The following is a 21,259-nucleotide window of genomic DNA, read 5'->3' as shown; positions in this document are numbered from 1 at the left end:
CGGAAGTGTGACGTCAGTGATTGGAAAGTGTCAATCACTTCGACGGGGCGGCCCTCCGGACGCCGGACCCGATCACCGGCGCCCGGCCCGCCTATCCTGTTCGACGTGGGAGAACGGGTCGCGACGCAGGAGGAGGCCGCCGCGCTGGCCTCGGCGGTGCGGCTGCGCATCATCCGGATGACGCACCACCGGGCGCTGACCAACAAGGAGCTGGCGCACCAGCTGGGCAAGGACCCGGCGACGGTGCTGCACCACGTGCGCAAGCTCGTGGCCACCGGGTTCCTCCAGGCCCAGCCGCCGCGCGCGGGCAACCGGGGCGCGAAGGAGATCCCCTACCTGTCCACCGGCCTGTCCTGGCGGCTGAGCTGGAGCGAGGAGCACCCGTCGGTCGGCGAGGCGCTGCTGGAGGCGTTCCTCGGCGAGGTCGCCGACGTCGGCGTCGACCGGGTGGAGCAGACCCGTCTGGTGGCCAGGGCTGATCAGCAGGAACTGATGGGGAGGTTCCGGGCGTTGTTGGATGAGCTGGCCGACCGGCCCGCCGACCCGGACGCCGAGCACGTCGCCATCTACCTGGCCGTGTACCCCGCGGATTAACCGCTTCGGCCGAGGGCCGGGACGTGGGACCATGAAGGGCATATGAGGGACAACAACAACCACGACGACGACCGCTTCGACCACGACGAGGAGCTGTCCACCGGCGACCTCGCGCTCGCCGAGCGGGCCGCGCTGCGCCGCGTCGCAGGCCTGTCCACCGAGCTGGAGGACGTCACCGAGGTCGAGTACCGGCAGCTCCGGTTGGAGCGGGTCGTGCTCGTCGGGGTGTGGACCGAGGGCACGGCGGCGGACTCCGAGGCCTCGCTGGCCGAGCTGGCGCTGCTCGCCGAGACGGCGGGCTCGCAGGTCCTGGAGGGGCTCGTGCAGCGGCGAGACCGCCCCGACCCGGCCACCTACATCGGCTCCGGCAAGGTCGAGCAGCTGCGCGACGTGGTCATCGCGACCGGCGCGGACACCGTGATCTGCGACGGCGAGCTGTCCCCCGGCCAGCTGCGGCAGCTGGAGGAGCGGCTCAAGGTCAAGGTCATCGACCGGACCGCGCTGATCCTGGACATCTTCGCCCAGCACGCCTCCTCCAGGGAGGGCAAGGCCCAGGTCGAGCTCGCCCAGCTCCAGTACCTGCTCCCCCGCCTGCGCGGCTGGGGCGAGTCGCTGTCCCGGCAGGCCGGTGGTCGCGCCGGTGGCGGCAACGGCGGTGTGGGTCTGCGCGGCCCCGGTGAGACGAAGCTGGAGACCGACCGGCGGCGCATCCGCGCGCGGATCGCGAAGCTGCGGCGCGAGATCGCGTCCATGGGCGTGATCCGGGAGACCAAGCGCAGCGGGCGCGTGGCCAACTCGGTGCCCAGCGTCGCGATCGCCGGCTACACCAACGCGGGCAAGTCCAGCCTGCTCAACGCGCTGACCAGCGCGGGCGTGCTGGTCCAGGACGCGCTGTTCGCGACCCTGGACACGACCACCCGGCGCACCAGCACCCCGGACGGGCTGCCGTACACGCTGACCGACACCGTGGGCTTCGTGCGGCACCTGCCGCACCAGCTGGTCGAGGCGTTCCGGTCCACGCTGGAGGAGGTCGCGGACGCCGACCTGCTGATCCACGTGGTCGACGGCTCGGACGCGATGCCGGAGAAGCAGGTCGCGGCGGTGCGCGAGGTGATCGGCGAGATCGTGGAGAAGCGCGAGGAGCCGATGCCGCCGGAGCTGCTGGTGGTCAACAAGATCGACGCGGTGGACGAGCTGGTGCAGGCCAGGTTGCGGAACCTGTTCCCCGGCTCGCAGCTGGTGTCCGCGCACAGCGGCGAGGGCGTGGAGGAGCTGCGGCGGGTCATCGCCGGGCTGATCCCCCGGCCCGAGGTCGTGGTGGACGCCCTGGTGCCGTACGCGCGGGGCGAGCTGGTCGCGCGGGTGCACCGCGAGGGCGAGGTGCTCAAGGAGCGGCACACCGAGGAGGGCACCGAGCTGAGCGCCCGCGTGCACCCCGACCTGGCCGGGGCGCTGGAGCAGTACGCGGTGGGGAGCCGCAGCTGAGGGTGCGGTCGGCGCGCGCGGCCGGGGTCCTCCCGGCCGTCGCCGCCCTTCTCCTGGTGACGGCCGGGCCCGCCCCGGCGCAGCCCGCCGTCGCCGACGTGTGCCGGGTGACCGATCCCCGGTTGGCCGAGCTGTCCGGGCTCGCCTCGGACGGCAGGCGCTGGTACGCGCTGAACGACGACGACGACGGGGTGCTCCAGGTCCAGGTGCTGGGCCGGGACTGCTCGGTCGTCGGCACGATCTCCGGCACGACCGACCCGTACGACGCCGAGGACCTGGCGCTCGCGCCGGACGGGACGCTGTGGGTCTCCGACACCGGCGACAACAACCGCTCCCGGAGCACGGTGGCGCTGCACGCGCTGTCGAAGGACGGGACGACCCGCCTGCACCGGTTGACCTACCCGGACGGCCCGCACGACGCCGAGGCGCTGCTGCTCGACGCGGCCGGGGTGCCGCACGTCGTCACCAAGGAGGCGCTCGGGCAGGCGCTGGTGTACCGGCCGGTCGGGGCGTTGAACGAGGCCGGGCCGACGCCGCTGGAGCAGGTCGCGGCGCTGTCCCTGCCCAGCACGGACACCCCCGGCGGGCCTCGGGAGAGCCGCCTGGTCACCCGGTTGGTGACCGGTGGGGCGATGTCCCGCGACGGGTCGGTCGCCGCGCTGCGCACCTACACCGAGGTCTACCTGTACCCGGTGGTCGACGGGGACCTGGTGGCCGCGCTGGGGCGCGAGCCGGTGCGGGTGCCGCTGCCGGGCGAGGCGCAGGGCGAGGCGATCGCGTTCGAGCCGGACGGGACGCTGCTGTCCGCGTCCGAGTTCGGGGACGGCGGGACCTCGTCGGCGGTCCGGTCGGTCTCCGGGGCGGTCGACGCGGCCACGTCCGCACGGCCGTCCAGCACGGCGCCCGGCGAGGAGGCGGGCGGGACGTCGACCGGTCCCGGCGCGGAGGCCGCGCGGCCCGCAGCGGACCCCTCGGCGGCCGGGAACGGGCCCGAGTGGCTCGACCGGGTCCGCGTGGCGCTGGTCGGGATCGGCGTCGTGGCGGTGTTCGGCCTCGCCCTGTGGGCGCGGTCCCGGTGGGGACGCGGGCGGCGGGCGCGGGGCTGAGCCCGGCCGGTCCGCCAACCCGGCCCTAGAGCCTGCGCAGGACCGCGACGACCTTGCCGAGGATGGTCGCCTCGTCGCCGAAGATCGGCTGGTAGGCCGGGTTCTGCGGCAGCAGCCACACGTGCCCGTCGTCCTTGCGCTTGAACGTCTTGACGGTCGCCTCGCCCTCGATCATCGCGGCGACGACCTCGCCGTTGTCGGCGGTGGGCTGCTGGCGGACCACGACCCAGTCGCCGTCCGTGATCGCGGCGTCGACCATCGAGTCGCCCACGACCTTGAGCAGGAACACCTCGCCCTCGCCGACGATCTCGCGCGGCAGCGGGAAGACGTCCTCGATGGACTGCTCGGCCAGGATCGGCCCGCCCGCCGCGATCCGGCCCAGCATGGGCACGTACGCGGGCGTGGGCTTGGCCGCCGGGTCGAGGCCCGTGACGATCTCCGCGGGCAGCACGCCGACCGCGCGCGGCCGGTTCGGGTCGCGGCGCAGGAAGCCCTTGCGCTCCAGCGCGCGCAACTGGTGCGCGACCGAGGACGTGGACGTCAGGCCCACCGCCTCGCCGATCTCGCGCACGCTGGGCGGGTAGCCGAAGCGGTCGACCCAGTCCCGGATCACGTCGAGCACCTTGCGCTGGCGCAGGGTCAGGCCCGCGTTGCCAGCGACGTCGGCTGGCGCCGCCGGGGCGGCCTGCGCCGCCGGGGCGGCGAGCGGGGCGTCGTCGGTCTTCCGGGCCACGGTGATTCCTCCTGACCGGACCAGTTTTGGCAGGCCGGCTGTCGGTCGATCTTCAAGTGTCGAAGGTAGTCGCAACCCCTGTCCAGATCAAACACCTGTTCGAGTAAATCCCGGCGTGTCGTAGCTATTCCGAGGCTCCCGGTGGTACACATTCGCACGGGCGTTCGATCGAACGGTTGTTCGATCATGATCCGATGACCTGCGGTGGAGGAGACGGCGTGGCGGTGGTCCTGGGCACTTCTAGGGGTTTCGCGCTGGTGGAGGACACCCGCGCCGAGGACGTCCCGCTGGGGCCGGGCGCGGTGCCCGGCCCACGGGTGCTGCGGCGGTTCGAGAGCGCCGACCGGTTGGCCAGGCGGCGCCCCGCGAGCGCCCGGAGCGCGCCGCTGCCCGCTCCCGAGCGGGCCCCCGCGCCCAGCAGGGCCCGGTCGCTGCTGCGGGCGTTCGGCGAGGCGCTGCTGGCCGCGCTGGCCGCCGCGGCCATCAGCCTGGTCTACCTCCAGGCGTCCGGCATCTCGGGCGTGCCGGACCGCACGACCACCGCGCACGTGCAGGTCGGCGAGACGCTGCGGGACGTGGCCGAGCGGTCCGCGCCGGGCAGCGACCCGGAGGCCGTGGCCGAGCGGATCTCGGAGCTGAACGGGCTGGGCGGGCCGGACGCCGTCGTGCGGCCGGGACAGGCGCTGACCGTGCCGGACGGGCTCCCCGCGCCCTGAGCGCGCGCCGGGGGTGAGCACGCCCCTCCCCGGACCCCGGCCACCCCAGTGGTGACCATCACGCACGATTTCCCCCACCAGGCTGAACGCGCCACCGCCTCTCGGACAACCGAGGTCGCCGCTCCGGAGAGTGACCCGCGCACCCCTCCCCGGTCACCCCCGAGCGGGACGGCGGTCACTGCCCGTTCGACGACGATCAGCGGTGCGCTACCGCCGACCCCGCGGGCCCTCTCGGATCACACCCCCCGGATTGCGCGGCGTTGTGGATCAGGCATAGGTTGACCCCCACATCTAGTGGTTGCACCGTCGAAGTCGGCCCACCGATGGGGGTTTCCCCGTCACCTGGGTTGACGCGATGAGTGCTGCGCCGACAAGGGGGAGCAAGGCGTGCGGTGTCCGTTCTGCCGGAACTCGGAATCCCGCGTGGTCGACTCCCGCGAGGTCGACGAGGGCCAGGTGATCCGCCGCCGCCGGTCGTGCTCCACGTGCGGGCGCCGCTTCACCACCGTCGAGGAGGCCGTCCTCGCCGTGGTGAAGCGCTCCGGGGTGACCGAGCCGTTCAGCCGGGACAAGGTCGTCAACGGCGTGCGGCGCGCGTGCCAGGGCAGACCCGTCGACGACGACGCGTTCCAGCACCTCGCGCACCGCGTGGAGGAGAGCATCCGCTCCACCGGCGTCGCCGAGATCCCCAGCCACGAGGTGGGACTGGCCATCCTGGGCCCGCTGCGCGACCTCGACGAGGTCGCCTACCTGCGCTTCGCCAGCGTGTACCGGTCCTTCTCGTCCGTCGAGGACTTCGAGAAGGAGATCGCGGACCTGCGCGGAGCGGCGCGGGACGACTAGGGCTTCGGCCGGACAAGGTTTCCGCGGCCGACACGCACGGGAAAAGGGCACCCGGACGTGGTCGCGGCACGGGCTTCAAAGACAAAGATCGCCAATAGACCAGAAGATTCGAGGGACCGGCAGATGACGGAAACCGTTGGTGGCTCGCGCAAGAAGACGGCCAACCGCAACGGTGCAGGGGGGAAGCAGGCCGGGCTCGTGGTGGAGCGCGTCCACACCACCGCGGGGACGCACCCCTACGACGAGGTGACCTGGGAGCAGCGCGACGTCGTCATGACGAACTGGCGCGACGGCTCGATCAACTTCGAGCAGCGGGGCGTCGAGTTCCCGTCGTTCTGGTCGGTCAACGCGACGAACATCGTGACCAGCAAGTACTTCCGGGGCGCGGTCGGCAGCGCGGTGCGGGAGAGCAGCCTGCGCCAGCTGATCGACCGGGTGGTCAAGTCGTACGTCGAGGCGGGCGTCAAGCACGCCTACTTCGCCACCGAGACCGACGCCGAGGTGTTCGAGCACGAGCTGACCTGGATGCTGCTGCACCAGGTGTTCAGCTTCAACTCCCCGGTGTGGTTCAACGTCGGCACCGCGTCGCCGCAGCAGGTCAGCGCCTGCTTCATCCTGTCGGTCGACGACACGATGGAGTCGATCCTGAACTGGTACCGCGAGGAGGGCCTGATCTTCAAGGGCGGCTCCGGCGCGGGCCTGAACCTCTCGCGCATCCGCTCGTCCAAGGAGCTGCTGTCCTCGGGCGGCACCGCGTCCGGCCCGGTGTCGTTCATGCGCGGCGCCGACGCGTCTGCGGGGACGATCAAGTCCGGTGGCGCGACCCGCCGCGCGGCCAAGATGGTCGTGCTGGACGTGGACCACCCGGACGTGGAGGAGTTCATCCAGACGAAGGCGCGCGAGGAGGACAAGATCCGCGCGCTGCGGGACGCCGGGTTCGACATGGACCTGGGCGGCTCGGACATCGTCTCCGTGCAGTACCAGAACGCCAACAACTCGGTGCGCGTCTCGGACGAGTTCATGCGCGCGTTCGAGGAGGGCAAGGAGTTCGGGCTGCGCTCGCGCGGCACCGGCGAGGTCATCGAGACCGTCGACGCCAAGTCGCTGTTCCGCAAGCTGGCGCAGGCGGCGTGGGAGTGCGCCGACCCCGGCATCCAGTACGACGGCACCATCAACGACTGGCACACCACGCCGGAGTCGGGCCGGATCACCGCGTCCAACCCGTGCTCGGAGTACATGCACCTGGACAACTCCAGCTGCAACCTGGCGTCGCTGAACCTGATGAAGTTCCTGGGTGACGACGGCTCGTTCAACGCCGACCTGTTCGCCCGCTCGGTCGAGCTGATCATCACCGCGATGGACATCTCGATCTGCTTCGCGGACTTCCCGACCCCCGCCATCGGCGAGACCACGCGGGCGTTCCGCCAGCTGGGCATCGGCTACGCGAACCTGGGCGCGCTGCTCATGGCCACCGGCCACGCGTACGACTCCGAGGGCGGCCGGGCGCTAGCCGCGTCCATCACCTCGCTGATGCAGGCGGTGTCCTACCGCCGGTCCGCCGAGCTCGCGGGCGTCGTCGGCCCGTACGACGGCTACGCGCGCAACGCCGAGTCGCACAAGCGGATCATCCGCAAGCACGCGGCGGCCAACGACGAGATCCGCACGCTGCACGCCAACGACGCCAACACGCGCTCGCTGGCGACGGCGGAGTGGCAGAGGTGCCAGGAGATCGGCGCGCTCAACGGCTGGCGCAACGCGCAGGCCAGCGTGCTCGCCCCCACCGGCACCATCGGCCTGATGATGGACTGCGACACCACCGGCATCGAGCCGGACCTGGCGCTGGTCAAGTTCAAGAAGCTGGTCGGCGGCGGGTCGATGCAGATCGTGAACCAGACCGTGCCGCGCGCGCTGTCCGCGCTGGGCTACCCGACCGAGCAGGTCGAGGCCATCGTCGAGCACATCGGCGAGCACGGCCACGTCGTGGACGCGCCCAGCCTGAAGCCGGAGCACTACGAGGTGTTCGACTGCGCGATGGGCGAGCGCTCCATCACGCCGATGGGCCACGTCCGGATGATGGCGGCCGTGCAGCCGTTCCTGTCCGGCGCGATCTCAAAGACGGTCAACATGCCGGAGACGGCGACCGTCGAGGAGGTCGAGGAGGTCTACTACCAGGGCTGGAAGATGGGCCTGAAGGCGCTGGCCATCTACCGCGACAACTGCAAGGTCGGCCAGCCGCTGTCGGCGGGCAAGGCCGCGAAGGCGTCGACCGCCGCCGAGAAGGCGCCGGAGACGGTGATCGAGTACCGCCCGGTGCGCAAGCGCCTGCCGAAGAAGCGCCCGTCGCAGACGGTGTCGTTCACCGTCGGCGGCGCCGAGGGCTACCTGCACGCGGGCTCCTACCCGGACGACGGCCTCGGCGAGGTGTTCGTCAAGCTGGGCAAGCAGGGCTCGACCCTGGCGGGCGTGATGGACGCCTTCTCGATGTCGATCTCGGTGGGCCTGCAGTACGGCATCCCGCTGGAGTTCTACGTCTCGAAGTTCCAGAACCTGCGCTTCGAGCCCGCGGGCATGACGGACGACCCGGACGTGCGCATCGCGACGAGCGTCCTGGACTACCTGTTCCGCAGGCTGGCCCTGGACTACCTGCCGCACGACAAGCGCGCCCAGCTCGGCATCTTCACCGCCGAGGAGCGCACCGCGCAGGTCAACGCGGACTACGGCACGCCGGGCGCCGACGTGGACCTGGAGGGCCTGCGCACGACGGTCGACGCGACCCCGACCCGCGAGCCGGAGTCGAAGCCCGCGACGACCGAGCCGCCCGCGCGGGTGGGCAGCTCCACGGAACTGCTGGAGCTGCGCCTGGGCACGGTCGCGGACGCGCCGCTGTGCATGACCTGCGGCACGAAGATGCGGCCCGCGGGGTCGTGCTACCTGTGCGAGGGCTGCGGGTCGACGTCGGGCTGCAGCTGATCGCTGAGCGCTTGAGCTGAACAGCGGGGTGGGCACGGGCTTTCGAGCCGGCGCCCACCCCGTTCGCTCGTGCTCCTGCACCCTGGGGAACGACATCGAGCCGCTCGCGCACCTGGCCCGCGCGCCGTTCACCGCCGGGGTCGTGCTGCCCGTGGACGGCGGCGCGGCGGTGGGCGCGTAGCACAATGCCCCGGTGCTGATCGGAGAACTGGCGACCGCCACCGGGACCACCCCGCGCGCCCTGCGGCACTACGAGCAGACCGGCCTGCTGACCTCGACCCGCGCCACCAACGGCTACCGCGCCTACCCGCACGCGGCGGTGACGCGGGTCGGGAACACCCGCTGCCTGCTGGCGGTCGGCCTGCCCCTGGAGGACGTGCGCGAGTTCGAACCGTGCCTGGACGGCGACGTGCTGACCGCGCCACCGTCCGAGCGCGGCCTGCGCGTGGCCCACGACCGCCTGGCCGCCGCGCTGGAGCGGGTGTGAGCGGCGCGAGCGACCTGCCCGGCCTGGACGAGGTGGACTGGGCCGGGTTGGACGACGACGGCGGCGCGCCGGAGGTCCCCGTGCTGCTCCGCGCGCTGGCGCGGCGCCCGCCGAACTGGGACGACCTGTGGCGGGAACTGGGCGAGCACCTGGTGCACCAAGGCACCTGCTACCCGGCGACCGCGCCCACGATGCCCTTCCTGGCGGCGCTGGTCCCCTCCGCGTCCGCCGAGCAGCGCGAGCACCTGCTCCGCGACCTCGTCCACTTCTCCGGCCTCTGGCCGCAGAGCCTGGTGAGCGACTGGCGCCCCTACCCGTTCCCGATCGCGGCCGAGTGGACCCAGGACGTGCACGCTGCGGTGGCCGGCGCGCTCCCCCCGCTGCTGCTCCGCTGGGCCGTCGAACCGCCCGCCGTCCGCTACCTGCTGGCGTGCCTGGCCGGTCTGCACCCGGAACCGGGCCGGGTGGTCGCGCACGAGGTCGCGGTCATGGCCGCGGAGCTGGCCGGGACGCCGAGGGGGGACCACCTGCGGATCGCCGAAGCGCTGCTGCGCGCGGACGACGCGGCGGCGCTGGCGGCGGCCCGGCGCGTCCCGGACCTGCACCCCCGGAAGAAACCTGGCAGGCAGGCCAACCGCACCTCCCCGGCTGTCGCGGCGGCTGCGGTGCTGGCCAAGGGGTTGATCCGCTGAGCACCCGACAACAGCCCTAGCATCACCCCCACCATGCCCCTACCCGAAGCCCTGACCTCACTCGACGGCCTCTCCACCGGCGACGCCTTCGGCGCCCAGTTCTTCGTCCCCGGCACCTCCCCCGAGACCCTCACCCCCGGCCCGCCCCCGTGGCCGTGGACCGACGACACCCAGATGGCCTGCCTGGTCACCGCCGAGCTGCGCGACCGGGGCGAGATCGTGCAGGACCGCCTGGCCGCCGCGTTCGCCGAGCACTGCGACCCGTACCGGGGTTACGGCCCCGGCGCGATCACGATCCTGCGCCGGCTCCGCGACGGCGTCCCCTGGCGCGAGGCCGCGGCCGGCGCGTTCGGCGGCGGGTCGCTCGGCAACGGGGCCGCGATGCGCGTCGCCCCGGTCGGCGCGTTCTTCGCCGACGACCTGGACGCCGTGGTCGAGCAGGCCACCCGCTCCGCCGAGGTCACCCACGCGCACCCCGAGGGCGTTGACGGCGCGGTGGCGGTCGCGCTCGCCGCCGCGCGCCCGGACGCGGTGTTCGAGGCGGCGCTGGACCGGTTGCGGCCCGGCGCGGTCCGCGACGCCGTCGCGCTCGCCGAGAGCCTGCTGGGCCGCTCGCCGGAGGAAGCCGTCCACCACCTCGGCAACGGTTCCCGCCCCACCGCGCTCACCAGCGTCCCGCTCGTCCTGTGGATCGCCGCCACCCACGCGCACGACTACCGCGCCGCGATCGGCGCCTGCGTGCGCGCGGGCGGGGACGTGGACACCACCGCCGCGATGGTGGGCGGCGTCGTCCGCGCGCCCGTCCCGCCGGAGTGGCTGGCCGCGCGCGAGCCGCTGCCTCAGGACCTGCGGAACAGCTTGTTGCCCAACCACACCAGCGGGTCGTAGCGCCGGTCCGCCACGCGTTCCTTCAGCGGGATGAGCGCGTTGTCGGTGATGGCGATGTGCTCCGGGCACACCTCGGTGCAGCACTTGGTGATGTTGCACAGCCCGAGGCCGTGCTCGGAGCGCGCCGCCTCGACGCGGTCGGCCGTGTCGAGCGGGTGCATCTCCAGCTCGGCGACCCGCATCAGGAACCTCGGCCCGGAGAACGCCTCCTTGTTCTCCTCGTGGTCGCGCACCACGTGGCAGGTGTCCTGGCACAGGAAGCACTCGATGCACTTGCGGAACTCCTGCGAGCGCTCGACGTCCACCTGCGCCATCCGGTACTCGCCGGGCTCCAGGTCCTCGGGCGGCCGGAACGCGGGCACCTCGCGCGCCTTGGCGTAGTTGAACGACACGTCCGTGACCAGGTCCCTGATCACCGGGAACGCCCGCATCGGCGTCACGGTGACGGTCTCGTCCTCGGCGAACACCGACATGCGGGTCATGCACAGCAACCTCGGCCTGCCGTTGACCTCGGCCGAGCACGAGCCGCACTTGCCCGCCTTGCAGTTCCACCGCACGGCGAGGTCGGCGGCCTGGGTGGCCTGCAACCGGTGGATGACGTCGAGCACGACCTCGCCCTCGTTGACCTCGACGGTGAAGTCCTCCATCGCGCCGCCGGAGGCGTCACCGCGCCACACCCGGAAGTGCCCCTGGTAGCCCACGTCAGCCCTCCAGCTCCTCGGCGGTCAGGTACTTCTCCAGCTCGGCGCGCTCGAACAGCGCCAGCAGGTCGGCCCGGATCGGCTCCTGGGCCAGCTCGGCCACGGCCACGCCGTCGCCGGAGGCGCTGCACAGCAGCACCTTGCGCCGCCAGTCGGCGTCCATGCGCGGGTGGTCGTCGCGGGTGTGGCCGCCCCGGCTCTCGGTGCGCAGCAGCGCGGCGCGGGCCACGCACTCGCTGACCAGCAGCATGTTCCGCAGGTCCAGCGCGAGGTGCCAGCCGGGGTTGAACTGCCGGTGCCCCTCGACGGTGAGCGCGGCGGCGCGGCGCTTGAGCCCGTCCAGCCGCTCCAGCGCGCTCTGCATCTCCTCGGCCCGGCGGATGATGCCGACCAGGTCGTTCATGGTCTGCTGGAGCTCGACGTGCAGCGCGTACGGGTTCTCCCCGCCCTCGCCCGCGAACGGCGCCAGCGCGACCTCCTGCGCCCGCGCGATCGCCTCGTCGCCGCACGTGGGCCGCGTGGTGAGCCCGGCCGCGTAGTCGGCGGCGCCCTCGCCCGCGCGCTTGCCGAACACCAGCAGGTCCGACAGCGAGTTGCCGCCGAGCCGGTTGGAGCCGTGCATCCCGCCGGACACCTCGCCCGCCGCGTACAGGCCGGGCACCGAGGACGCGCCGGTGTCCGGGTCGACCAGCACGCCGCCCATCACGTAGTGGCAGGTCGGGCCGACCTCCATGGGCTGGGCGGTGATGTCGACGTCGGCCAGCTCCTTGAACTGGTGGTGCATCGACGGCAGCCGCCGCTGGATCTCCTCGGCGGGCAGCCGGGTCGACACGTCCAGGAACACCCCGCCGTGCTCGGTGCCGCGACCGGCCTTGACCTCGGAGTTGATCGCGCGCGCCACCTCGTCGCGCGGCAGCAGCTCGGGCGGGCGGCGGTTGTGGTCGGGGTCGGTGTACCAGCGGTCGCCCTCGGCCTCGTCCTCGGCGTACTTGTCCTTGAACACCTCGGGCACGTAGCCGAACATGAACCGCTCGCCCTCGGAGTTGCGCAGGACGCCGCCGTCGCCGCGCACCGACTCGGTGACCAGGATGCCCTTGACGCTGGGCGGCCAGACCATGCCGGTGGGGTGGAACTGGACGAACTCCATGTTGACCAGCTCGGCGCCCGCGCGCAGGGCCAGCGCGTGCCCGTCGCCGGTGTACTCCCACGAGTTCGAGGTGACCTTGAACGACTTGCCGATGCCGCCGGTCGCCAGCACCACGGCGGGCGCCTCGAACAGGGTGAACCGGCCGCTCTCGCGCCAGTAGCCGAACGCGCCCGCGACCCGCCCGCCGTCCAGCGGCAGGTCGGTGACGGTGAACTCCTGGAACACCCTCAGCCGCGACTCGTGGTCGCCGGTCTCGGCGAAGTCCTCCTGCTGGAGCGAGACGACCTTCTGCTGGAGGCTGCGGATCAGCTCCAGGCCGGTGCGGTCGCCGACGTGCGCGAGGCGCGGGTACTCGTGGCCGCCGAAGTTGCGCTGGCTGATCCGGCCGTCCTTCGTGCGGTCGAACAGCGCGCCGTAGGTCTCCAGCTCCCACACCCGCTGCGGCGCCTCCTTGGCGTGCAGCTCGGCCATGCGCCAGTTGTTGAGGAACTTGCCGCCGCGCATGGTGTCGCGGAAGTGCACCTGCCAGTTGTCGTTCGGGTTGGCGTTGCCCATGGCCGCGGCGATGCCGCCCTCGGCCATGACGGTGTGCGCCTTGCCGAACAGGGACTTGCACAGCACGGCGGTCCGGGCCCCGCGCTGCCTCGCCTCGATCGCGGCGCGCAGGCCCGCGCCCCCAGCGCCGATCACGAGCACGTCGAAGGTGTGCCTCTCCAGCTCGGGCAACGCCCGCTCCTCTCCCTGCCTTCGCCCACCGGCCCCGCCGGAGGTCAGCCGATGAACCTGAGGTCGCTGACGACGCCGGCCGAGACCAGCGCGATGTAGAGGTCGGTCAGGCAGACGAAGACCAGCGACGCCCAGGCCAGGAGCATGTGCCTGGCGTTGAGCCTGGAGACCAGCGTCCACATCCGGTAGCGCACGGGGTGCCGGGAGAAGTGCTTGAGCCTGCCGCCCGCGATGTGCCTGCACGAGTGGCAGGACAGGGTGTACGCGCCCAGCAGGGTCACGTTGACCAGCAGGATGATGTTGCCCAGGCCCAGGCCCGTGGTGAGCGCGGCGAGCGCGTCGTAGGTGTTGACCAGCAGCAGGACCGACGCGGCGAGGAAGAAGTACCGGTGCAGGTTCTGCGCGATCAGCGGGAACCGGGTCTCGCCGGTGTAGCGGGCGTGCGGCTCGGCGACGGCGCACGCGGGCGGGGACAGCCAGGCGGCGCGGTAGTAGGCCTTGCGGTAGTAGTAGCAGGTGACCCGGAAGCCCAGCAGGAACGGCAGGATCACCACGGGCGGGGTCAGGAAGCCGGGCAGCTCGGGCAGCGGCCTGCCGAAGTGCGCGGCCTCAGGTAAGCACTCCTGGCTCAGGCACGGGGAGTACATGGGCGTCAGGTAGTGGTAGTCGTCGACCCAGTAGTAGTCGCCCATGAAGGTGCGCACCGCCGCGTAGGCGGAGATCAGCAGCAGGGCCGCCGCCGTCGCCAGCGGGGGCAGCCACCAGCGGTCCGTGCGGAGCGTGCGCTGTTCGATCCGCGCCCTCATCCCCTCACCTCTCCACGTCGTTGTGGTGCTCGGCGGTGGTGCTCGGCTGTTCGGTTGTGCGCTGTGCGGGTGGTGCCCTGTGCGGTCGTGCCCTGTGCGGGTGGTGCGCTGTGCGGTCGTGCCCTGTGCAGGTGGCGCCCTGTGCGGTGGCGCCGCGCGTGCCCCGTGCGGTGGCGCCCCCGGTGCGACGTCCGGCGGCGGCTCGCCCGCTGTCACCGTTCCGGGTGGTGGTGCTCGGGCTGGCGCTGTCCGGTCCGGCTGGAGCCGTTTTCGGCCACCTGACGACCTTGCTTCCGCGCCCGGTTCCTGTCGTTTCCCCATCCGGGTGATGACCGGATCGGGCGTCCCATATGGCGCTTCCGGGGGTTTCCGCCACGTCCGGGCGACGTCCGTCCACAGGGTGGGACGAGCGCCGCGCCGAACCGCCCGCGCGGGCCGCCCGGACCCCCGCCGCCGCGCTGCGGGAACGCGAACGGCCCCCGCGCCGAGGACGCGGGGGCCGCGGGCCGGGCCGGGTCAGCGGCGCTGCCGGTAGCCGCCGAGCCCCTCGTCGTCCGCGTCGTGCCAGAGCGAGGCGTCGTAGGGCGTGTCGGGCACGACCACCACCTCCCGCTCCACGTCGGGGGCTTGGCGCGGTCGTGGCGCGATGGGCGCCTCGGACAGGTCGGCGGCGTCGATGTCGAGCCGCTCCACGTCGTTGGCCAGGCGTCGCACGGCGGGCACGTCGCCGTGGCGGGCGCGCACCGCGACGACGGCCTGGCGGAGCCTGCCGACCGCGCGGCGCAGTTCGGCGATCTCGGAGGACGTCATGTCGGGGGACCTCCCTGGGCGTGTTCCGGCGTCCGACTCTGCCCGCTCTCGGGCACTGTGACAAGGGCCACACACCCGTGCGGGGCCGTCCGGATTCTGAATCGTTTTTGTGATCAAGCCCTCTGGTCACCTAGTGTGTGCGCTGTCACGTCCTTCCGTGCGACGCCAGCGCTGTCGTCCACCGGGGCCACCACAGCCCGTGATTACCCACCGGAGACGCAGAGCAATGAGCGACCTGCACCCCGTCGTCGCAGAAGTGACGGCCCGCATTGCCGCCCGGAGCGCAGCAAGCCGGTCCGCCTATCTCGAACGAGTGAACGCCGCCGCGCTTGAGGGGCGGCCAGCGCGCGGGGACCTCGCGTGCAGCAACCTGGCCCACGGGTTCGCGGGCATCACCGGGGGCGACAAGCAGGCGTTGCGCGCGGTGCGCAAGCCCAACGTCGCCATCGTGTCGGCCTACAACGACATGCTGTCGGCGCACCAGCCGATGGACGAGTACCCCTCCTGGATCAAGGAGGCGGCGCGCGGGGCGGGCGGGATCGCCCAGTTCGCGGGCGGTGTGCCCGCGATGTGCGACGGCGTCACGCAGGGCCGCGCGGGCATGGAGCTGTCGCTGTACAGCCGCGACGTCATCGCCATGTCCACGGCCATCGCGCTCTCGCACGACATGTTCGACTCGACGCTGCTGCTCGGCGTGTGCGACAAGATCGTGCCGGGTCTGCTGATCGGCGCGCTCTCGTTCGGCCACCTGCCCGCGATCCTGGTGCCCGCCGGGCCCATGGAGTCGGGGCTGCCGAACAAGGAGAAGGCCCGCGTGCGGCAGCTGTTCGCCGAGGGCAAGGCGACCCGCGAGGACCTGCTCGAAGCCGAGGCCGCCTCGTACCACAGCCCCGGCACCTGCACGTTCTACGGGACGGCGAACTCGAACCAGCTCGTCGTGGAGGTCATGGGCCTGCACCTGCCGGGCGCCACGTTCGTGCCGCCGAACACGCCGCTGCGTAAGGCGCTGACCGAGGAGGCGGCGCGGCGCGCGGTCGCGCTGAGCCGGGGCGAGGAGTTCACCCCGCTCGGGCACGTCGTCGACGTGAAGTCCGTGGTCAACGGCGTGATCGCGCTGCTGGCCACCGGCGGGTCGACCAACCACACCATGCACCTGGTGGCGATCGCGTCGGCGGCGGGCGTCGAGCTGGGCTGGGACGACTTCGCCGAGCTGTCCTCGGTGGTGCCGCTGCTGGCGCGGGTGTACCCCAACGGCGGCGCGGACATCAACCACTTCCAGGCCGCCGGTGGCGTGCAGTTCCTGGTGGGGACGCTGCTGGACGCGGGCCTGCTGCACGGGGACGTGCGCACGGTCGCCGGTCCCGGTCTGGACCGGTACCGCCGCGAGCCGGTGCTCGTGGACGGCGAGCTGGTGTGGCGCGACGGCCCGACCGAGACCCTGGACGCGGCGGTGCTGCGCCCGGCGTCGGACCCGTTCTCGGCGGACGGCGGGCTGCGGATGCTGTCCGGCAACCTGGGCCGCGCGGTGATCAAGGTGTCGGCGGTGGCCGAGGAGCACCGGGTCGTGGAGGCGCCCGCGCGGGTGTTCACCTCGCAGGAGGCGTTCGGGACCGCGTTCAAGGCAGGCGAGCTGGACCGCGACGTGGTCGTGGTGGTGCGGCAGCAGGGGCCGCAGGCGAACGGGATGCCGGAGCTGCACAAGCTGACGCCCGCGCTGGGCGTGCTCATGGACCGGGGGTTCAAGGTCGCGCTGGTGACCGACGGCCGCATGTCGGGCGCGTCGGGCAAGATCCCGGCCGCGATCCAGGTGACCCCGGAGGCCGCGGTGGGCGGTCCGCTGGCGCGGGTGCGCGACGGCGACGTGCTGCGGGTGGACGCCGGAGCGGCCACTTTGGACGTGTTGGTGGACCCGGTTGAACTGGGCGCGCGCGAACTGGTGGACTTCCCCCCGGACGCGCAGTCCTGGACCGGCACGGGTCGCGAGCTGTTCGCGGCGCTGCGCCGGTCGGTCGGCCCGGCCGACCGGGGAGCCAGCGTGTTCGGCCCGATCGCCGCCTCGCACTTCGCGGGGCTGAGCAACCAGGAGGTGAGCCGGTGACCACCGCAGCACACGCGACGGCCCAGGATCTGCTGGCGCTGTCCCCCGTCGTCCCGGTCGTCGTCGTGGACGACGCCGAGCACGCCGTGCCGCTGGCGCAGGCGCTGCTGCGCGGCGGGATCGGCGTCATCGAGCTGACCCTGCGCACCCCGGTCGCGCTGGAGGCGATCGAGCGGGTCGCCGCCGAGGTGCCGGAGATCGTGATCGGCGCGGGCACGGTGACCGCGCCGGAGCACGCGGCGGCGGCGGCGAAGGCGGGCGCGGCCTTCCTGGTGACTCCGGGGAGCACGGACCGGGTGCTGGGCGCGGCGGAGGACACGGGCCTGCCGTTCCTGCCGGGCGCGGCGACCGTCTCCGAGGCCATGCGCCTGGCCGAGCGCGGCCTGACCGCCCTCAAGTTCTTCCCGGCGGAGGCGGCGGGCGGCGCGGACTACCTGAAGTCGATCGGCGGCCCCCTGCCGGGCCTGCGCTTCTGCCCGACGGGCGGCATCACGGTGGACACCGCCCCGCGCTACCTGGCCCTGCCGAACGTCGGCTGCGTCGGCGGTTCGTGGCTGGCCCCGAAGGACGCCCTGCTGTCGGGCGACTACGCCCGCATCGAGTCCCTGGCCCGCGCGGCGGCAGCGCTGCGCTGATCAGCGGCGACGCACGAGCGCCACGCACGCCCTCAGGAGCGGCGGTCCCACGGGGCCGCCGCTCCGCTCGTTCCACGAGCCCCGGCCCAGACCACGCACTCCGGGAGCTCGTGCTCACTCGCGCCCCCTGCGCCAGCGCCCGTTCCACGAGCCTCGCCACCCAGGCGTTGCAGGCATCCCCCAACCTGGCGGGCTTTTCCCAAAGCCCAGCACCCGCTCCTGAGCCCAGCGCCCACTCCCAAGCCCGGCGCCCACTCCTGAGCTCTGCGCCCGCTCCTGAGCTCTGCGCCCGTCGCGCGCTCCTGAGCTCTGCGCCTGTTCCCGACTCCCGCGCTGGTTGCCCATTCCCACGCCCGTTTTCCATCCCCGCGCGCCCGTTCCACGCCGCCGTCCCCGCGCGCCCGTTCCACGCCACCGCCCCAGCGACAGTTCAGCGACGACTCCCAGTGCTCGCCACCCCTGCCTACCCCCCGCAGGTGTCACGTTCTTCGCGGTTTCCCGGACTCTCCGTGGAGGTCCCGCCCCAAAGTCCCGGCCGTGCCCCCTATCGCGGTAGGTTGAACGCGCATTCGGAGGAGAGGGGAGCATGGACACTCGTCGCACCACGGTGGTCGCCGAACCAGCCTGGCAGGTCAGCCTGATCTGGGTCGGTTTCCCGGTAGTGGGCGGGGTCGGGCTCTGGCTGCTCAAGCTGGCCGCGAAGTGGATCCTCTCCCTGCCGTTCGTCCCGTTCGACGGCCCGCTGCGCCTGCTGAACGTCGTCCCCGAACCGTGGGGAACGGTCGGCGTGATCGCGATCGGCGCGGTACTGGGCCTGGTCGTGTCGTTCATCGCCGCCCACGAACGCCTCTCGGTGGCCGTCCGCGACGACAACGCGGTGTTCTACCGGGGCGGCAAGAGCCGGACCTTCGACCGCACCAAGATCTCCGGCGTCTTCCTGGACGGCAAGGACCTGGTCCTGCTCGGCCTGCACTCGGAGGAGCTCGCCAGGGACAAGTCGGACCTGATCGCGGAGAACATCGCCAACGCCTTCCAGTCCCACGGCTACCCGTGGCTGGAGGACGGCGACCCCCACCGCGCCGACTACCGCCGCTGGATCGAGGGCAACCCGGAACTCCCCCAGGGCGCCGACCAGATCTTCAAGGCCCGAGCCGAGGCCCTCCGCAACCTGGACCAGGAAGACGCGGCCCAACTCCGCGAAGAGCTCACCCGCATGGGCCTGGCAGTCCGCGAGGACAAGAAGAAGCGCCAGTTCTGGCGCCACACCACCCCGCGCTGACCACCTACCGCACCGGGTCACCTACCGCACCGGGCCACCTACCGCACCAGGCCGCCCAGCACACCGGGCCAACCAGGCCACCGGTGCCTGCCACACCAGCACCCGCCACGCTGGCACCTGTCACGCCGGCACTCAGCACGCCAGCACCCGTCACACTGGCGCCCACCACGCTGGCGCTCAGCACGCCAGCCCTCGTCACGCGGCTGGTCAGTTTCCCCTGATCAGCCCTCGCGCGGCTAACTCCGACCCTGCGGTTCCTCGACCGCAGGCATTCACCGCGCCCGCCAGGCACCGGATCTACCGGAGCACCAGGCCTAACAAGGCACCAGACCCAACGAAGCACTAAGCCTGACGAAGCACCAGACCTGCCCCGGAGCCCCCGCAGTCGCACACTCCCGCACCGGTGGTCCCACTCAGCGCAGACGGCCGCCCCACCCCGCGCGGCAGCCGCTATCCGCCCCGCGCGGCAACCGCTACCCGCGCAGGTGGTCGTCGAGGAGCTCGGTCTCCTCGCCGTAGGCCTTCAACTCCTCCTTCACCACCCCGTACGCCATCCCCTCCGCGTACCCCTTGCGCGCCAACGCCCCCACCAGCCGCCGAATCCTGGTGGTGTCGTCCACGTTCGCCAGGGTGCGCAGCTTCTTGCGCACCAGCTCCCGCGCCCGCTCCCGCTCCGCCTCGTCGTCCACCGCAGCCACCGCCTCGGCGGCGACCTCGTCCGGCACGCCCTTCGTGCGCAGCTCGCGCGCCAGCGCCCGCCGCCCGAGACCCTGGTGGGTGTGCCGGGACCGCACCCACACCTCGGCGAACGCCGCGTCGTCGATCAGCCCGGCGCGGTCGAACTTGCCCAGCACCGTCTCGGCGATCTCCTCCGGGACGCCCTTGCGCAGCAGGGCGTCCCGGAGCTCGACCCTGGTCCGGGCACGTGCGGTGAGCAGCGCGTAGCAGATGTCCGTCGCCCTGCGCTGCTCCTTCACCGGGTCGACGGGCGCCTCGTCGACCGGTTCCCCGTCAGCGGTGAGCTCGGGCTCGCGGCCACGCCACCCCGAGCCCCTCCCACCTCGTCCGCCCCGCACAGCGATCAGAAGTCGACCGGAGCGGGCGCGGTGTCGTCGGCCTCCAGCGTCGCGCCGATGCCGAGCTTCTCCTTGATGCGCTTCTCGATCTCGTTGGCCACGTCCGGGTTCTCCCGCAGGAACTTCCGGGCGTTCTCCTTGCCCTGGCCGAGCTGGTCGCCCTCGTACGTGTACCAGGCGCCGGACTTGCGCAGGATGCCCTGGTCGACGCCCATGTCGATGAGCGAGCCCTCGCGGCTGATGCCCTGGCCGTAGAGGATGTCGAACTCGGCCTGCTTGAACGGCGGGGCCACCTTGTTCTTGACGACCTTGACCCTGGTCCGGTTGCCGACGGGCTCGCCGCCGTCCTTCAGGGTCTCGATGCGCCGCACGTCGAGCCGCACCGACGCGTAGAACTTCAGCGCCTTGCCACCGGTCGTGGTCTCCGGCGAGCCGAACATGACGCCGATCTTCTCGCGCAGCTGGTTGATGAAGATCGCCGTGGTGCCGGAGGAATTCAGCGCGCCGGTGATCTTGCGCAGCGCCTGGCTCATGAGGCGGGCCTGGAGGCCGACGTGGTTGTCGCCCATCTCGCCCTCGATCTCGGCGCGGGGCACGAGCGCCGCCACCGAGTCGATGACCAGGATGTCCAGCGCGCCGGAGCGCACCAGCATGTCCGCGATCTCCAGCGCCTGCTCACCGGTGTCGGGCTGGGACACCAGCAGCGCGTCGGTGTCGACGCCCAGCTTGCGCGCGTAGTCGGGGTCGAGCGCGTGCTCGGCGTCGATGAACGCCGCGATGCCGCCGTTGCGCTGGGCGTTGGCGACCGCGTGCAGCGCCACGGTGGTCTTACCGGAGGATTCCGGACCGTAGATCTCGACCACCCGGCCGCGGGGCAGGCCGCCGATGCCGAGCGCCACGTCGAGCGCGATCGCGCCCGTCGGGATCACCTCGATCGGCGCGCGGCCGTCCTCGCCCAGCCGCATGACCGAGCCCTTGCCGAACTGCTTGTCGATCTGGGCCAGGGCCAGCTCGAGTGCCTTGTCCCGGTCGGGTGCCTGGGGTGCCATCTGGAGTCCACCTCGGTTTGTCTTGGGTCGCTCGTCGTTGTCGGGGCCGACGGTACGGGCGGGGTACGACAATTTCCGACGGCGGCCCGGTGACCTGCGGGTTTGGGATCACCCGGTTGTGGTTGGCGAGTGTAGCCGAACAGGTGTTCGACCGCGTCGTCGCCACGCCCGGTGGTCAGCGACGGTGCTCCGGGACGTCGAACGCGTCGCACACCGCCAGCCAGATCTCCTTCGCGGGCAGCCCCACGTCCAGCGCCTGGTCGGGGGTGCGCCCGCCGAGCGCGGACAGCACGTGCTCGCTGGCCAGCACCTCCGACCTGACCTGCCCGAACTCGTCCGCCATCAGCTTCCGGAACACCGTGTTGCGCATCGCTGCCAGGCTAGCGCGCAGCGGCCCCGGCCCGGACACCGCAGCCGA

General features: G+C 72.4%; 21 protein-coding genes. 13 read left to right on the top strand and 8 right to left on the bottom strand.

Going from position 1 to position 21,259, the window contains the following annotated elements; translation table 11 throughout:
* The first annotated feature begins 105 nt into the window (after positions 1-105).
* The 3 genes from CNX65_RS07120 to CNX65_RS07110 are packed head-to-tail and all read left to right on the top strand — an operon-like array spanning position 106 to position 3,185.
* Positions 106-594, top strand: coding sequence for an ArsR/SmtB family transcription factor (locus CNX65_RS07120; protein ID WP_096492052.1), 489 nt, complete (start codon positions 106-108; stop codon positions 592-594).
* A gap of 42 nt (positions 595-636) precedes the next feature.
* Positions 637-2,079 carry a GTPase HflX gene (gene hflX / locus CNX65_RS07115; protein WP_096492051.1) on the top strand — a complete coding sequence of 481 codons (1,443 nt, stop codon included), beginning with the start codon at positions 637-639 and terminating at the stop codon, positions 2,077-2,079.
* A gap of 2 nt (positions 2,080-2,081) precedes the next feature.
* Positions 2,082-3,185 (top strand): NHL repeat-containing protein, encoded by a 1,104-nt coding sequence (locus CNX65_RS07110; RefSeq protein WP_096492050.1) that lies wholly within the window; start codon positions 2,082-2,084, stop codon positions 3,183-3,185.
* 25 nt (positions 3,186-3,210) lie between these two features.
* Here the strand turns inward: CNX65_RS07110 and lexA are convergent, their stop codons facing one another.
* Positions 3,211-3,918, bottom strand: a complete 708-nt coding sequence (gene lexA / locus CNX65_RS07105) for a transcriptional repressor LexA (protein ID WP_096492049.1) — start codon at positions 3,916-3,918, stop codon at positions 3,211-3,213.
* Positions 3,919-4,136: 218 nt separating this feature from the next.
* Here lexA and CNX65_RS36730 point away from each other — a divergent pair, with 218 nt between their 5' ends.
* The 7 genes from CNX65_RS36730 to CNX65_RS07075 all read left to right on the top strand — a co-directional run bounded on the left by CNX65_RS36730 (position 4,137) and on the right by CNX65_RS07075 (position 10,514).
* Positions 4,137-4,634 (top strand): LysM peptidoglycan-binding domain-containing protein, encoded by a 498-nt coding sequence (locus tag CNX65_RS36730; protein WP_232519729.1) that lies wholly within the window; start codon positions 4,137-4,139, stop codon positions 4,632-4,634.
* A gap of 387 nt (positions 4,635-5,021) precedes the next feature.
* Positions 5,022-5,477, top strand: coding sequence for a transcriptional regulator NrdR (nrdR, locus tag CNX65_RS07095; RefSeq protein ID WP_096492048.1), 456 nt, complete (start codon positions 5,022-5,024; stop codon positions 5,475-5,477).
* 123 nt (positions 5,478-5,600) lie between these two features.
* The gene (locus CNX65_RS07090; RefSeq protein WP_096492047.1) at positions 5,601-8,447 is read left to right on the top strand and encodes a vitamin B12-dependent ribonucleotide reductase; all 2,847 of its coding nucleotides are present in this window, start codon (positions 5,601-5,603) and stop codon (positions 8,445-8,447) included.
* Between the two features lie 28 nt (positions 8,448-8,475).
* Positions 8,476-8,628 (top strand): hypothetical protein, encoded by a 153-nt coding sequence (locus CNX65_RS35175; RefSeq protein WP_157767533.1) that lies wholly within the window; start codon positions 8,476-8,478, stop codon positions 8,626-8,628.
* A gap of 12 nt (positions 8,629-8,640) precedes the next feature.
* Positions 8,641-8,934: a MerR family transcriptional regulator gene (locus tag CNX65_RS07085; RefSeq protein ID WP_096492046.1), complete on the top strand. Its 294-nt coding sequence runs from the start codon at positions 8,641-8,643 to the stop codon at positions 8,932-8,934.
* A complete protein-coding gene (locus tag CNX65_RS07080) occupies positions 8,931-9,626 on the top strand; it encodes a hypothetical protein (RefSeq protein ID WP_096492045.1) in 696 nt (231 codons plus the stop codon). Before CNX65_RS07085 ends, CNX65_RS07080 begins: the two co-directional genes overlap by 4 nt.
* A gap of 33 nt (positions 9,627-9,659) precedes the next feature.
* Positions 9,660-10,514, top strand: coding sequence for an ADP-ribosylglycohydrolase family protein (locus CNX65_RS07075; RefSeq protein ID WP_096492044.1), 855 nt, complete (start codon positions 9,660-9,662; stop codon positions 10,512-10,514).
* Here the strand turns inward: CNX65_RS07075 and CNX65_RS07070 are convergent.
* The 4 genes from CNX65_RS07070 to CNX65_RS07055 form a co-directional block, all read right to left on the bottom strand.
* The gene (locus CNX65_RS07070) at positions 10,466-11,215 is read right to left on the bottom strand and encodes a succinate dehydrogenase/fumarate reductase iron-sulfur subunit (protein ID WP_096492043.1); all 750 of its coding nucleotides are present in this window, start codon (positions 11,213-11,215) and stop codon (positions 10,466-10,468) included. The two genes, CNX65_RS07075 and CNX65_RS07070, sit on opposite strands and share 49 nt — an antisense overlap.
* A gap of 1 nt (position 11,216) precedes the next feature.
* The gene (locus tag CNX65_RS07065) at positions 11,217-13,088 is read right to left on the bottom strand and encodes a fumarate reductase/succinate dehydrogenase flavoprotein subunit (RefSeq protein WP_096492042.1); all 1,872 of its coding nucleotides are present in this window, start codon (positions 13,086-13,088) and stop codon (positions 11,217-11,219) included.
* A 44-nt stretch (positions 13,089-13,132) separates the two neighbouring features.
* Positions 13,133-13,894, bottom strand: a complete 762-nt coding sequence (locus CNX65_RS07060; protein ID WP_015800267.1) for a hypothetical protein — start codon at positions 13,892-13,894, stop codon at positions 13,133-13,135.
* Positions 13,895-14,410: 516 nt separating this feature from the next.
* Positions 14,411-14,704, bottom strand: a complete 294-nt coding sequence (locus CNX65_RS07055; RefSeq protein ID WP_096492041.1) for a hypothetical protein — start codon at positions 14,702-14,704, stop codon at positions 14,411-14,413.
* Between the two features lie 226 nt (positions 14,705-14,930).
* Between CNX65_RS07055 and edd the strand changes: the two genes are divergently transcribed.
* The 3 genes from edd to CNX65_RS07040 all read left to right on the top strand — a co-directional run bounded on the left by edd (position 14,931) and on the right by CNX65_RS07040 (position 18,716).
* Positions 14,931-16,802 (top strand): phosphogluconate dehydratase, encoded by a 1,872-nt coding sequence (gene edd / locus CNX65_RS07050; protein WP_177154538.1) that lies wholly within the window; start codon positions 14,931-14,933, stop codon positions 16,800-16,802.
* Entirely contained in the window at positions 16,799-17,437 is a 639-nt protein-coding gene (gene eda, locus CNX65_RS07045) for a bifunctional 4-hydroxy-2-oxoglutarate aldolase/2-dehydro-3-deoxy-phosphogluconate aldolase (protein WP_096492040.1), read from the top strand. Before edd ends, eda begins: the two co-directional genes overlap by 4 nt.
* Before the next feature lie 586 nt (positions 17,438-18,023).
* Positions 18,024-18,716 carry a YqeB family protein gene (locus CNX65_RS07040; protein WP_096492039.1) on the top strand — a complete coding sequence of 231 codons (693 nt, stop codon included), beginning with the start codon at positions 18,024-18,026 and terminating at the stop codon, positions 18,714-18,716.
* A gap of 473 nt (positions 18,717-19,189) precedes the next feature.
* Here the strand turns inward: CNX65_RS07040 and CNX65_RS07035 are convergent, their stop codons facing one another.
* From CNX65_RS07035 to CNX65_RS07025, 3 genes are all read right to left on the bottom strand, one after another.
* A complete protein-coding gene (locus CNX65_RS07035; protein ID WP_015800262.1) occupies positions 19,190-19,693 on the bottom strand; it encodes a regulatory protein RecX in 504 nt (167 codons plus the stop codon).
* A 104-nt stretch (positions 19,694-19,797) separates the two neighbouring features.
* Entirely contained in the window at positions 19,798-20,841 is a 1,044-nt protein-coding gene (recA, locus tag CNX65_RS07030; RefSeq protein ID WP_096492038.1) for a recombinase RecA, read from the bottom strand.
* Between the two features lie 175 nt (positions 20,842-21,016).
* Positions 21,017-21,211, bottom strand: a complete 195-nt coding sequence (locus CNX65_RS07025; RefSeq protein WP_015800260.1) for a DUF3046 domain-containing protein — start codon at positions 21,209-21,211, stop codon at positions 21,017-21,019.
* Between the last annotated feature and the right edge of the window lie 48 nt (positions 21,212-21,259).

The sequence above is a fragment of the Actinosynnema pretiosum genome (assembly GCF_002354875.1).
Classification (GTDB): Bacteria; Actinomycetota; Actinomycetes; order Mycobacteriales; family Pseudonocardiaceae; genus Actinosynnema; species Actinosynnema auranticum.
The sequence above is the reverse complement of the archived record's forward strand: the minus strand, read 5'-3'. Positions and strand labels throughout refer to the sequence as shown.